This window comes from Flavobacterium salmonis (genome assembly GCF_903819435.1).
GTDB classification, from domain to species: domain Bacteria; phylum Bacteroidota; class Bacteroidia; order Flavobacteriales; family Flavobacteriaceae; genus Flavobacterium; species Flavobacterium chungangense.
In genome coordinates this window covers 36,814-51,224 of the sequence record NZ_CAIJDP010000049.1, presented here as the reverse complement: position 1 = coordinate 51,224, position 14,411 = coordinate 36,814, and the positions used below count along the sequence as shown (strand labels likewise).

Sequence of the window (14,411 nt, the reverse complement as noted above, 5' to 3'; positions counted from 1 at the left end):
ATCCGAAAAGTATTTAACTTTTTTATCGGATAGCTCCGGTTTTAACAAGAAGTACTTTTACTAAGATTTATTCCAATTTTGAGCAACAAAAACATTTAGTTTGTCTCGCATTACAATGCTACTGGCTTCAGGAAGTCTAATTAGCTTCTCAACTTTTTGAAAACTTGTTTTGTTTTTTAGATTATGCTCTTTTAAGAAAGCATTACAGAAGTATACCACTTCATATAGTTCCTTTTTATTTACACGTTCCCGATCACGAATAGCCGTGTAATCTGGATTGTCGCCTTTGGTGGTTGTGTTTTCATAATCTTGATTGACCAAGTCATTCTCATCAAATTCTACCATAAAATATATTTTTAAATTTCATTAAAATTAAAAATTTGTTGACAATACATTTTACGGGTTTCCGTAAACAAGATAAATTTTTATGCTTAAGCCAAACACTGCCACTTACCGCCAATGACTGCCACATTCTTATAGTTACTATTTAGAGCCTTTAAATTAACGCCCGAACATTTAAAAATTTTAAAAAATGCAGGGAGAAGACGATTTAAGAGGACTTGCCAAAATAATGGCTTTTATGCGGGCAGTAAGTATCCTTTTGGTACTGATGCACCTTTATTGGTTCTGCTACGGTTTCTTTATAGAACGTGGTTGGACTTTAGAAGTAATCAACAAAATATTAGGCAATTTTCAGCGTACTGCCGGACTATTTTCACATACCTTATATACTAAAATGTTTGCTTTGGTATTGCTGGCATTAAGCTGTTTGGGAACAAAAGGCGTAAAGAATGAAAAGATAACCTGGACTAAAATTTATGTGGCTTTGGGAATTGGCTTTGTTCTGTTTTTTCTGAACACACCTTTATTAAAGCTATCAATAATTACCGCCACAATCCTTTATATCCTTACCACAGGTTTAGGCTATATCGCTTTAATGGTAGCCGGAGTTTGGATGAGCCGATTGCTCCGCACCAACCTAATGGACGATGTTTTCAATAATGAAAACGAGAGTTTCCAACAGGAAACCAAATTGATGGAAAACGAATATTCTGTCAATCTTCCCACAAAATTTTATTATAAAGGAAAATGGAACAACGGCTGGATAAATATAGTCAATCCTTTTCGAGCCTCGATTGTGTTGGGAACTCCAGGTTCAGGAAAATCGTATGCTATCATAAACAACTACATCAAGCAACAAATTGAAAAGGGATTTGCGATGTACATCTACGATTTTAAGTTTGACGACCTTTCTACCATTGCCTACAATCATTTATTGAAGCACCGAGATAAGTACAAAGTTCAACCCAAATTTTACGTTATCAACTTTGACGACCCACGTAAGAGCCACCGTTGTAATCCGCTCAATCCCGACTTTATGACGGATATATCCGATGCTTACGAAGCAGCTTATACTATAATGCTGAATCTCAACCGTAGCTGGATACAGAAGCAGGGCGATTTTTTCGTGGAAAGTCCAATTATCCTATTGGCTGCCATTATCTGGTATCTGAAAATCTATGAGGATGGTAAATACTGTACTTTTCCACACGCTATTGAATTGCTGAACAAAAAGTATTCTGACGTATTTACCATTCTTACCTCATATCCCGACTTGGAAAACTATCTATCGCCTTTTATGGATGCGTGGCAAAGCGGAGCGCAAGACCAATTACAAGGACAGATTGCATCGGCAAAAATTCCTTTGTCAAGAATGATTAGCCCGCAATTGTATTGGGTTATGACCGGAGATGATTTCTCGCTGGACATAAACAATCCGAAAGAGCCGAAAATATTATGTGTAGGTAACAATCCCGATCGTCAAAATATCTATTCCGCAGCACTGGGATTATACAATTCAAGAATAGTGAAACTCATTAATAAGAAAGGACAATTAAAAAGTTCTGTCATCATTGATGAGTTGCCAACAATTTACTTTAGAGGACTGGATAACCTTATTGCAACTGCCAGAAGTAATAAAGTGGCCGTTTGTTTGGGCTTTCAGGATTACTCTCAATTGATACGGGATTATGGTGACAAAGAGGCCAAGGTTATACAAAATACAGTCGGTAATATTTTTAGTGGACAAGTGGTTGGCGAAACGGCAAAAAGCCTTTCGGAACGTTTCGGGAAAGTTTTGCAGAAACGCCAAAGTGTATCAATCAATAGAAATGATACATCTACTTCAATATCCACACAATTGGACAGCCTCATACCTGCATCTAAAATTTCTACATTGACCCAAGGTGTTTTTGTAGGGGCTGTATCAGACAATTTTGATGAACGCATAGAACAGAAAATCTTCCATGCTGAAATTGTTGTGGACAATGATAAGGTAGCTGCCGAAACCAAAGCCTATCAAAAAATACCAGAGATTTTATCCTTTGTAGATGCACAAGGTGAAGACAGGATGAAGCATGAAATTGAAGCCAATTACAAACAGATAAAACGGGACATTGTTCTGGTTATTGAAAGTGAATTGGAACGTATTAAAAATGATCCTGATTTAGAATACCTTGTTAAAAAGGAATAAAAAGAACATTAATAGATTTATTTTTCAAGGAAACAATATTTCACAAAACAATTGAAAGAATGATCATAGTAATACCTATTTATCAAAATCAAATAATACCTAAACTAAATATATAACTCAATGATTTTAATTGAACTTTATTAAATATCACTAAAAGTGGGTATTGTACAGACCAATTAATCAAATCATTTTTGTAAATAAATAATTACGATAGTACTTTTGCCTAAAAATAATTTTTAAGAAATTTCCAACAAGACTTTTTATTGCAATATGCCTTTTTTGATAAATGTAATAACCAAAGAATAAATCCTAAATTACAATCAATCCATCACTAAATATTCATACTGATTTTTGATTGTTTTTTTTCTAGAATTTGACAACTCCTATTTTAGAAAACTTTAAAGTAAAATAATTAATTTGTAAACACAATAATATCCTATTCCAAGAAAAGAATTCAGAATGAAAATGGAATATTTAAACAATTAAGTCATGATTAAGACCACATATGAGATAACAATTATAGATAATGATGTAACCTTATTGCTTCATAATAAAAAAAACGGTGGATTATACACCTACCATAAAGAGCAAAACAGAATAAGTTTCAATGATGCAAACGGAAATAAAATATACAACTACCCACAAACAATTTCAGTCAATTACAAAGAGTTTGAATTAATAAAAAAAGGAGAAATCATAAATTTTAAGGATGAAAAAATAATGGCATATTTATCTACAAAAGAAGTACAAGAACTAGCAGAAAAAACCTTTTATGAAGAAGGACAGACCCGTATTTATGATTTTTCGAATCAAATGTTTACTATACAATTTTCAGGAGAATGAGATTTGTAGACGGAGATATTATTAAAACTACAAAAGGGAATCACAAAGAATATAGTAAAGAAAACATGGCTAATTTTTCAAATTTGCAAATGATTCAAGTTGGTAAAACAAGATAGGGCAATCTATGACCACAAAAAAACTCACTGCATCAAATCATAATTCCTGAATATATGTATATATCTATTTTAAAGATCGCCTAGCTATAAAAGGAGAATTTTGAGGGCATTATAGAAGAAGTGAATTCTTTACGGGAACTTGTATTGAAAATTTGGAAATTTAAAAACAGTAGTAACTCTTTTAATATTCTAACTAAAAACAGGACTTTTTCAGCTTCTTACGATGTAAAAACATTACTCTAATATCCTAAAAAAACATACTTAAAAAAGCTAAACTTAATATGCCAAACCAATATATCAAAAACATATAAAACAGATGCTAAGTGTATAACTCCAAAAAAATAACCGCAATTTTTTTATAGAGTCAATTTTAATGCGTCATTCAATCGCAACGCTACATTATCCCAATTAATAATATTAAAAAGGGCATCCACAAAATCAGTCCGTTTGTTTTTGTATTTCAAATAATAAGCGTGCTCCCAAACATCAATAACTAATATTGGAATCGCTCCCCATTGTGTTAGTTTTTCGTGGTTTTCACATTGTAGAACTACCAAACTATCACTATAAGGTTGATATGCTACAATACCCCAACCATTACCATCAACATTTTTGGCAGTTGCTGCAATTAGAACTTTCAATCTGTCGAAACTACCAAAACTTTTTTCAATTCGTTTCAGCAAATCTCCTTTTGGTAAGTTGCTTTTATTCGTAAGATTTGTCCAAAATATGGAATGCAAAATATGTGATGAAAAATGATAGGATAGTTTTTTAGTCCAAAAATCAACTGTTTCCAAATTGTTTTCGTCTAATGCTTTTTTTATCATTTGCAAATCTTTGTTCGCTCCTTTTACTGCTCCACCGTGATGAAAAGTATAATGCAGGTGTAAAGTTTCGGCATCCATATAGGGTTCTAAAAAAGTTTCACTATAAGGTAATGTTTGCTGAATATAATTTCCATTGGCATCTACCAATTTATCAATGGAATTGTCTGCTAAATTTTCAGCAAAGGCACTCGTAGTAGGAAGTATTAATGCTGCTGCTCCAAACAAGGTACTTGATTTTAAAAAGTCTTTTCTGTTCATAGTATTAATTTTATAACAACCCCTACAACTGCTGCAACAGCAATAATATAAGGTTCTTGGATTTTCTTGATATAAAGTAAAGCAAAAATTGTCGCAATAGCTATTAAGGTTGTTGGAATATCCAAAATACTTCTGGAAGCAATTACACCAACAGCTCCAACTAATGCCCCAACAACAGCTGCGGTAATTCCATCAACAAAAGCCTTGATAGATTGATTTTGAGCAATTTTCTTAAAGGATGGGGCTAAAGCAATCGTGAATAAATAGCAAGGCAAAAAGGTGGCTAAAGCAGCAACCAATGCCCCCGGAAAACCTGCAACTAAATAACCAATAAAGCCAACAGTAATAACAACAGGACCTGGTGTAATCATTGCCACCGCAACCGCATCAACAAATTGATGTTCTGTCAGCCATTGATTTTCTACTACCACTCCTGAATGTAAAAAAGGTACAATTGCCAATCCACTACCAAATACAAATGCTCCCGCTTTGGCAAAAAAGAGGGCAATTTTCATCAGAGTAGAATTGTCATAGCTCCAAAAACCAACTTGTAATAAAACAATAGAATTGGCAGTTTTACCATTAAACCATTTGGGTGGTGCTTTGACAAACATATATATAATCCCAGCCAACACAAATAATAAAACTTGTTCCTGTTGCGTAACCAATGTTACAACTATAGCAACTATAAAAAAAAGCCACAATAACCAATTCGTTTTAAAAGAGGTTAAATTAAATTTGCCGATAGATTTTACAGTCAGCTTATAAGAACTCATTACAATAATACCGATAACTGATGCACCTACGCCATAAAAAACGGCTTGTATCCAAGATAATCCTCCATATAATTTATAAACGATTCCCAATAGTACCACCATTATAAAAGAGGGCAAAACAAAAGCAAATCCTATCAAAGTTGCTCCTAAAAAACTATAATGTACAAATCCAAGGTAAATCGCCAATTGCGCCGCTAATGGGCCTGGTGCTAATTGTGCTAAAGCTAAACCTTCTTTATATTCTTCTTCTGAAACCCATTTTCTATTTTCTACTAAATCTCGGTGCATATAGCCAACTAATGCTACTGGACCACCAAAACCAATTGTACCTAATTTTAGGAAATAAAGAAGTAATTCTTTTAAACTATATCTTGGGTTCTCTTTCATTTTTGTTTTCCATTTAAAAAACAAAACTATGAATAGTAACCAAATAGAAATAGTATGCTGTTTACCTTTTGTATCTGAATTACTTTTTAGTGATTTTTTTTCGGTAAGAGGAAGGATTTTTGCCTGTACTCTGCTTGAATATTCTCGTAAAATGGCTTTGATCTGAAAATCCAGTCATATAGGCTATTTCGGTAAGCGTATAGGTTGAATTTTGAATAAGAGTAATGGCTTTTTCGATTCGTAGTTTTCTAACATAATCTCCAAAATTGAGGTCTTCAAAATACTTGGAGAACTCTCTTGATAAATAGGAAGGATTAAGTTCTAAATCATTAGATATTTTCTTTAGATCAAAAGTAAATTGAGTATCTATTTGATCCTGAATCATTGCTTTTAAATCTTTAACCCAAGCAGGCGTTTTCTTCTTATTTGTTTTTTCGTTCTTTAAAAATTTATGATACACTTCGTGCAAGAGATTTTCAAAAGGACTGTTTTGTAAATGATTTTGTTTGTATAAATGTGTTGCCCAACTGTATAGCGCATCATAAATAATCATCCCACTTTTTAATAATTTATAATCATCTGTAATATTATAGGAAAGTCCCGCTGAAATTGCCCAAAGTCCCGCCGATTCTTTTGCAATATCGTGTCTGTCTGTGTCTGCACCACGAACAATATCCGCTATAATTAGAATAGCTGGGTCTTTAATCTCATACTTTTTCACAATATAATCAAAGGTACTTTGCTCTTCGTAATGTGTAAATTCTACATTGGGAATGTCAAATGGAATAGCATCTAGCTCTTTTGCTTTATCCAAAACTTCGTTAAATGGAACATAAATAAATTCAGCGCCCTTGTCCACAAATTTTTTTATCAACCAAGGGGAAGCTATTCTATCAATCTTAGGTCGTTCTCTGGTAATCCATTTCATTTGTAAATTCTATTTAAGCAAAGTTTTAATAAATCAATTATTCTAAAGTTATTACAAATGTAATTAGTGAAATGAGACAAAGATATGAGTTTAGGAATACTTGTAAAAACATTTGAAATGTTTCCCGTAAAATTCATAATTTCTGCTTTGCTATCATTTTTTCTATGCATTGATTTAATTCCTTATTTTTATTTGATTAAAATTACATAGCCCTCAATCGTACAGGAGATCTTTCCTGAACATCATCTACTTTAATTGTTTTTTCTTGCTCTTCAGTCACCTGTTCTTTAGATTCGGGAGCAATAGACAACTGTATCTTCCTTTCAATAGACGCCAGTTCGGTTTTTAATTCGCTCAACCTGCTCTCCTTTGTCCAAGTGCCATTGACCACTTCCTGAAGTACAGGCATGTCTTTTTTCAGTTCGGCAATTTTCTTTTTTTCTTGTTCGATGTAACTTGGCAATTTTTCTAGGGCATTGAGGAAATTCATCACAGCCAACTTTTCATCTTTTGCGATAATGCCGTTGTTGTAGGTATATTTTATGTTGCCTTCGCCTTGTACCAAAAAACGGTTTACCCTTATATCCACACCCTCTTTTTCGGATACTTCGGTTTTGACCAATAACGTAAATCCATACAAACTTCCAATTTCTTCATATTGACCTCCAGTGCGAGATTTATCTGCAAGTTGATTTAGCTTGATGCCGATTTGTTTTATATCCGCATTCGTAGATAAACCGTCTAATTGTACAGGATTTGCAATAGTGCCGTCTGAACACTTTTGTATGCGTTGCTGTAGATTTTCCCAATCAAGGCTCATTCGGTTAAAACGGGATTGCGAACTTTCCAGTAATCCCGTAAAATCTTGGAGTTTGTATTTAGCACTGAACTTAGAACGATTGAATGCCTGTTTTTCGCTTTCTAAACCTGCAATCTGTTTTTCTAATTTAGCTTTATCCAACAGGTCGGTATTTCCCGAAAGGATAGCGACGTATTCCGAGAAGTTCATTCCTGATTTTTCGTCCATACTGCCCTCGTCAATGGTTCGTTTACCAAGGTTATTGTTTTTTAGTTGGTCGATGAAAAGTTGCTTATTGTACAGCAGGTTAAACTTATAGCTGTCTAATGATTTTTCTACGGCATAGATAATCACATCTACTTTATTGTCTGCAAAATGTTTCGCAATTTCATTGCCTTTGCGAACAGCCCTTCCGTCACGTTGAGCAAGGTCACTAGGTCGCCACGGTGTATCGAGATGATGAACGACAACGGCTCTTTTCTGTGCATTCACACCTGTTCCGAGCATACTCGTAGAACCAAAAAGTACACGAATTTTTCCCTCGTTCATTCCTTTGATAAGTTCCTTGCGTTGCTTATCACTTTTAGCTTCTTGTATGAAGCGAACTTCGTGTGCAGGTATGTTGTGGTCTTCCACGAGCTTGCGTTTGATTTCGGAGTACACATTCCATTCGTTTGATTTGTAAGTACCTAAATCGGAGAAAACGAACTGCGTTCCTTTCTGTGCATTGTATTGGTTGTAATATTTGGCAATATTTTTTGCACAATGCGAAGCCTTGTTGTCGGGATGGTCTTCATATATTGCACTTACCATCCGCATATCCAAAGACATTTTGCGGGCGTAATCCGTAGCAATGAGCATTTTTGCTTTTTCTTCACTTTGTGACAATGGAGGTCTTCCGAGCAATTCGCCATTTCCTGTTTTGGCAAAATCCATCAATTTTTGAATAAATACAGACTGGTCTGGAGTTGGAGGAATGTTGTATAAAACCTCATTCTTATTCGGTCGGTCAATGCCTATATCTTTTGCCGTTCGGTAATCTGTAATTTCCGAATAGAATTGCGCCAATTCTGGCACTTTAATAAAAAACCGAAAACGTTCTTTTGCAACAATGTTATTAGCAACCGAAAATTCATAATCGGTCGTTTTTCTTGCATAGATAGCCGCCCACGCATCAAAAGAATGAATGCCCTGTTTTTCCATTGCCCTTGGTCGCAAATATTTGAACAGCAGGTACAGTTCCGTCAAAGAATTACTGATAGTTGTCCCCGAAAGAAAAGTGGCTCCCATATCCGCATTTGTACGTTCCTGAATGGTGCGGATAGCGAACAACAGGTTCATTGCCTTTAAACTTCCGTCCACGTTTCCCAATCCAGCAACCCTTGTATGTCTTGTGTTGAACATTAAGTTTTTAAATTGGTGGCTTTCGTCTACAAATAAATGGTCTATTCCCATCATCTTGAAGTCTACCACGTCATCTTTGCGGTTTTCAATATCGTGTTGCAGGGTTTTCAATTTTACTTCGAGATTTTCTTTCCGTTTGATTACTCCGGCAAGCATCCCTCTGGTAACTTCCTTGCCTTGCGATTGCAGTGCATCAAGGTTTCGTTCCACGCTATCTAATTCGATTTGGAGAATTTTCTTTTGCATTTCTGGCGATTGTGGTATCATCCCGAATTGGTCGTGTGTGAGGATGACACAATCCCAATCGTTATTTTTAATATCCCCAAAAATTCGCAGGCGTTTTTGAGGCGTAAAATCTTCTTTGCCTGGAAACAAAATTTTTGCGTGTGGGTACGCAGTACGGTAGGCTTCGGCAATTTCGTGAACATTGCTTTTCAGCCCGATTATCATTGGTTTATGTGCCAATCCCAAACGCTTCATTTCCTGTGAGGCTGTACACATTACCAAAGTTTTTCCTGCACCTACTTCGTGGTCACAGATAGCACCGTTGTTCAGCTTTATCATCCAAACCGTGTCTTTTTGGCTCGAATACAAATCTTCTATACCCAACGCTTTTCGGTCTAATCCCGGAAAGTCCTGATGCGTTCCGTCATAGTTTGGTCGGACAAAGCAGTTAAAAGTATCGTTGTATTGATCGGTCAGCCTGTTTTTAAACTCATCATTTTGGTCGTGAAGCCAATCTGTAAAGGCGGTACGGATTTCGTCAATCTTGGTGTTCGCCATTTGTATAGCTTCCATATCCCGCACCTTGACCTCTTGGTCTCCAACCTTAATTTTCTTGGTAATGTCTGGTGTGGTATTGACAAGTGCGTGTTTGAGCAGGGCAATTCCGTCAAACGTCCTGCTTTCGGCTTTGACTGCATATTTATCCCAGATATGAACATTCTTCTGGTTACATGTTACGGAAAAGTCATCGGCGCTTTCTGAATAATGGATAACTACATCAGTATAGAACAAGTGCGAAGCAAAACGGGCATAAATGCCTGTTGGTATCCACCGTTCGCCCAAATTAAAATCGAGTTCCTCAAATTCGATACGTCTTGGTCGGGCTTCTTCTAAAACCGTAAGGCTTGTTTTGGCTTCGTTATCTTCGGGATTATTTTGGAGGTAGGCTTTGACCTCTTGGGCTTTTTCTACTACGTTACCTGCAATCCAGCGTTCGGATATTTCGTATTCCTTTTGCAGAGGATTGTAGTAAATACGACCGTGTAAGGCTTCTTTCAAAGCATCTTCCGTCACACTGCTGATTTCGGACATATAGTCTAAATCCACGCTTCCGTATTTGTTCAGCGAAGTCGCTAATGCTTCTTCGGGATTGTCTGTCGCTATTGTTAAGGTAGAGAAACTTACAGGTCGGCTGAATATATCCGCTTTGTGTACTACGCCACCAACAACACGCTCCAAATAAAGGATTTCCTTACCAGAACTATCTGTTTTAATCAATTTAGCATTATCGGCACTGTTGAGATTGCCGTACTTTTTGACAAAGGCATCGTATAAGCGGTTAAGGTTTTCCCTTTCTCCTTTGTGTTCGGTCTGAAGCGATGCCTCTTTATTGTAAAGCTCTTGGTAAACATCACGTACAGTAATGTATGCTTCGGTTCTTACTTTCTGTAAGGTCGGTAACTGTAAAGGGTTGAAAACAGCCGTACCGTCTGATGTATCTACATCTTGCAGATGACCGACCCAACCATTATCCACGACAAGGCAATCGTTACGATGGAATGGTTGCAGTTTGCCACTATATGGAGCAGGTTTGGGAATGATGTCGGGAACGGCTGGCTTATCAGCTTGGTCATTCCCGTTGCTACTCGAAAACAGGTCGCCGATAGCTTCCTGTTTTTTGCCGTTGACTGATGTGCTTCCGTTAGTAATTCTATTTGTGATTGGAGGTGTATAAGTTTGTTGCATCGCATTAAACAGGTCGGTTTGGCGACCTATTGCACGGCTACTTTTTTTAGTACTTTGTCTTTTGGCTTGTGTCGTTGTTTTGGGTGGAGCAAGAACCATTACAGGTTCTCCCGCATTTTCAAACAGGTCAAAAATGCTTAATTGTTTTAATTCCTGTGGGTTTTCCCGATTGATTGATAAAGGTTGTATTTCTGGCTGAATGGTTACTGGTCCGACAATTGGAGGTGTTACTTTTGAAGTAGTGGGAATTTGTATTATAGGCTCATCGTTCCGTTCGCTTTTGTATAAAATCAAATTCAGATGCTTGCCAAAATCTTCGGAAAGCATTTGTTTGAGGTCTTTGGCAATTCCCTCAACACCCTCTTTATGTGTATAGATCAGAGCAGGTTGTCCATAAGGGTCGGTATCTAATTTGCGAGAGGTATGTACAATTCTTGTACTGTCTTGAAACAACGTATTGCTTGGAGTATCGTATTCCGTTCGGTTGCTTTGGCAAAACAGATCTTCCCTTTCGGTCAGACTTTGTTTTGCTGTGTTCTTTTGCAGTATAATCAAATCACTGCCAACCTCCGTACCTGCATATTCTGTAAAAAGGTTGTTGGGTAATCGTACAACCGAAACCAAATTATTATCCTGCATCAACGCCCTGCGTATCGGTTCGTTCTTTGGGCTATTTAGAATGCCCTGTGAAGTAATGTAAACCAACAAACCGCCCTCTCGGAGCATATCAGCACCTTTGAGAAAGAAGTAATTGTGTATGCTTCGGGAAGCCTGTACTTTTGCACTATCTCTGCTTCGGGAATAGGAAAGGTCAAATATCGAAGTGTCGCCAAAAGGAATATTGCTGGCAATTACATCATAGCTATTTTGTTCCTTTTCGGGTATTTCCTCAAAACCACTTACACGGATATTGCTTTCGGGATAAAGCTGTTTTAAAATTTTGCCTGTGAGCAAATCCTTTTCATAAGCGGTAACACTGGCTTTTTGATTTTCTGAAAAGGATTGTATGAATGAGCCGATACCTGCGGAGGGGTCCAGAAATTTTTGAATATTCAGACCGCTTTCACGCAAGGTTGCGGAAATAGCATCTATGACCTGTGGTGGTGTATAAAAAGCCGTCAATACAGAGCTTTTCATACTATCTACATACCTGCGGTATTGCTTTTCGTCTTCGGAATTTTCGTTGAGTAGCTGGTGGAGTTCCTGCGTGAGAGGAAAAAGATCGTGTTCCGTTTTTCTCCAATTGTTGATATCTATTTCGTTTGCTATGGGGTTCAACACGAATTTAAGACCGCCAAATCCGCTGTATTGCATCATTAGCAGTCTTTCGCCTACGGTGGCTTGTCGTTTCTCCTTTTCTAGTTTAAAAGCAATTCGTAAAGCATCAATATTCTGTTGGAGATGTTGCTTTTTACTGAAGCCCATTTTCCGCTATCCATATTGCGATGGTTCCGGTTATTTCTGTATAGAGTAAATCATACTCATAACTGTATGCGAAGTCATCGGTTAGTTCATATCTTGCAAAAACAGGCTCACAAACAGGGAACATTTTCAGTGCAAATGGTCGCAGTTCCTCGTCTGCCATTATGGTATCAAACTCATTGCATACCACCTGAAATACGGTATCGAATTTGGAGAAATATAGTTTTTCAAACAGGATATAATTGGCTATTTCGTTGCATTGCTCAATAGTATTTCCCAAACGAAAAGCACTCTCGTAAGCATTGGAAGCCCACAAGGAACGTTGCTCTATAAATTTTTGGTCGTTTGCTTTTTCGGGAAAGCTGGTATTTAGTAATTCTTGCAGTCGTAATCTGAAATACGATAGATCTTTTTGCTGTGTATTCATATTGAATTTATTTAGATTTTTTACCAGAACACTAAAATTATAGTTCTATGTAAGAGCCTATTGAAAAGTGGTAATGTTTGGCGTTAAGAGGGTAGGATTTGGCGCAATACCAATTAATAGTAAAGGATTTAATTTTGTATATTCGTACTATCAAATAGAAACTAATTTTAATTACGATAGATACAGTTGCTGATCTAATTAATGAATTTGTATCGGCAGAAAAAGAAATACTAAATAAACAAGACATAAAACATCCGACCACCATCGGAGCTATGTATGAAGGGTTGACAGCTGAGGTTTCAGTGAAGCATTGGCAATTGAAACTGCACCACTTGGAATAAAACTAACTATTGTAGAACCAGGGCCATTTAGAACAAATTTCGCAGGTAGTTCATTAAAACTAGCCGACAAAATTATAGCAGATTACAACCCAACAGCAGGTGCATTTAGAGAACGAATGAAGCAAGTTGACGGCAAACAAGAAGGCGATCCAATAAAAGCGTCACAAGCAATTTTTGACATCACTAAACTTGATACACCACCGTTAAGACTGCCTTTGGGAAAAATTGCAATCATTTCATTAAATACAAAGTTGGAAAGCGTACAAAATGACATCAACAACTTTAAAGAAATTGCAGAAAGCGTTGTATATTAGCAGTAGACAAAAAGCACTATGCATAACCATTAGTAAGTAATAGTCTGGGATTAGGCTTGATTTAAGGATAGTTTTGTACTTGGAAAATAGTGATTAACCGATGTATTACGCTAACTTAACCCCGAAATCGCCTACTAGCCAAACGTTAGTGGCAAGGCGAAAAGAAACGAGGAGAATTTAATAAACTAAAAATGAAAAGAATTGCACTAATAGGCGGAGTTGGTCCAGAATCAACCATTGAGTATTATAGATTGATTATTAAACGATTTCAAGAAAGGCTAAATACTAAAGATTATCCTGAAATTATCATCAATAGTATAAACATGACTGAGATGCTAAATTGTCTTTTTAATAACCAACTTGACGATTTAGCAAACTTACTTATTGAAAAAATCAAGATTTTAGAAAAATCAGAAGTTGATTACGTGGCTATAGCATCAAATACTCCTCATATTGTTTTCGACAATCTTGCGGATAAAGTAAAGGTTTCATTAATCAGTATTGTTGAAGAGACCTGTAAGGTAATTAATGATAAAAAGATACAACGAGTTGGCTTATTGGGGACTAAATTCACAATGACGAGCGGATTCTATAATAAAGTAGCTGAAAAATATGAGATTGAAATTATTATTCCTGACTCAATAGATCAAGATTTTATTCATGATAAATATATGACAGAATTGCTTATTAACAAGATTGTGCCAGAAACCAAAAAACAGCTGATACAGATTGTGAGAACATTAAAAGAAAAAAAATCAATAGAAGCTGTGGTTTTGGCAGGGACAGAATTACCTTTAATTTTAAACCAGTCTGACTTTGATGATATTGAAATACTTGATACGACAAAAATACATGTAGAAAGTATAGTATCGAGAATGATTGAGAATTAAATACAGACGACAAACGCCCAGCCATTAACCGTCGTTTGGCAATATGGTGGGTTAAGGTTTGATTTAAAGTTGGTTTTGTAATTACAAAATTACGTATCTCCCAAAATGTAGCTTATAAGTTTTTACAACAATAGGCAGAAAGATAGGGAGTTACGTAACTAATGAGATTCATTAA

Annotated in this window: 10 protein-coding genes; 4 read left to right on the top strand and 6 right to left on the bottom strand. The window is 36.2% G+C overall.

From position 1 onward, the window contains the following. Nucleotides 1-60: 60 nt before the first annotated feature. Nucleotides 61-345, bottom strand: a complete 285-nt coding sequence (locus tag FLACHUCJ7_RS01490; protein WP_180907661.1) for a hypothetical protein — start codon at nt 343-345, stop codon at nt 61-63. A 187-nt stretch (nt 346-532) separates the two neighbouring features. Between FLACHUCJ7_RS01490 and mobC the strand changes: the two genes are divergently transcribed. Then, nucleotides 533-2,533 carry a conjugal transfer protein MobC gene (gene mobC, locus FLACHUCJ7_RS01485; RefSeq protein WP_180907660.1) on the top strand — a complete coding sequence of 667 codons (2,001 nt, stop codon included), beginning with the start codon at nt 533-535 and terminating at the stop codon, nt 2,531-2,533. 489 nt (nt 2,534-3,022) lie between these two features. Further along, nucleotides 3,023-3,376, top strand: a complete 354-nt coding sequence (locus FLACHUCJ7_RS01480) for a hypothetical protein (RefSeq protein WP_180907659.1) — start codon at nt 3,023-3,025, stop codon at nt 3,374-3,376. A 472-nt stretch (nt 3,377-3,848) separates the two neighbouring features. On the opposite strand, the gene FLACHUCJ7_RS01475 is transcribed toward FLACHUCJ7_RS01480, so the two are convergent. The 5 genes from FLACHUCJ7_RS01475 to FLACHUCJ7_RS01455 form a co-directional block, all read right to left on the bottom strand. Beyond that, nucleotides 3,849-4,577, bottom strand: coding sequence for a superoxide dismutase (locus FLACHUCJ7_RS01475; RefSeq protein WP_180907658.1), 729 nt, complete (start codon nt 4,575-4,577; stop codon nt 3,849-3,851). Further along, nucleotides 4,574-5,740, bottom strand: a complete 1,167-nt coding sequence (locus FLACHUCJ7_RS01470; protein WP_180907657.1) for a chromate transporter — start codon at nt 5,738-5,740, stop codon at nt 4,574-4,576. Before FLACHUCJ7_RS01470 ends, FLACHUCJ7_RS01475 begins: the two co-directional genes overlap by 4 nt. Nucleotides 5,741-5,819: 79 nt before the next feature. Then, nucleotides 5,820-6,668: a chromate resistance protein ChrB domain-containing protein gene (locus tag FLACHUCJ7_RS01465; RefSeq protein ID WP_180907656.1), complete on the bottom strand. Its 849-nt coding sequence runs from the start codon at nt 6,666-6,668 to the stop codon at nt 5,820-5,822. 202 nt (nt 6,669-6,870) lie between these two features. Further along, nucleotides 6,871-12,267: an N-6 DNA methylase gene (locus FLACHUCJ7_RS01460; RefSeq protein WP_180907655.1), complete on the bottom strand. Its 5,397-nt coding sequence runs from the start codon at nt 12,265-12,267 to the stop codon at nt 6,871-6,873. Beyond that, nucleotides 12,254-12,691 carry a DUF1896 domain-containing protein gene (locus FLACHUCJ7_RS01455; protein WP_180907654.1) on the bottom strand — a complete coding sequence of 146 codons (438 nt, stop codon included), beginning with the start codon at nt 12,689-12,691 and terminating at the stop codon, nt 12,254-12,256. Before FLACHUCJ7_RS01455 ends, FLACHUCJ7_RS01460 begins: the two co-directional genes overlap by 14 nt. A gap of 310 nt (nt 12,692-13,001) precedes the next feature. Between FLACHUCJ7_RS01455 and FLACHUCJ7_RS01450 the strand changes: the two genes are divergently transcribed. Beyond that, the gene (locus FLACHUCJ7_RS01450; protein WP_180907653.1) at nt 13,002-13,346 is read left to right on the top strand and encodes a Rossmann-fold NAD(P)-binding domain-containing protein; all 345 of its coding nucleotides are present in this window, start codon (nt 13,002-13,004) and stop codon (nt 13,344-13,346) included. A 191-nt stretch (nt 13,347-13,537) separates the two neighbouring features. Then, nucleotides 13,538-14,236 (top strand): aspartate/glutamate racemase family protein, encoded by a 699-nt coding sequence (locus FLACHUCJ7_RS01445; RefSeq protein WP_180907652.1) that lies wholly within the window; start codon nt 13,538-13,540, stop codon nt 14,234-14,236. Nucleotides 14,237-14,411 lie beyond the last annotated feature (175 nt).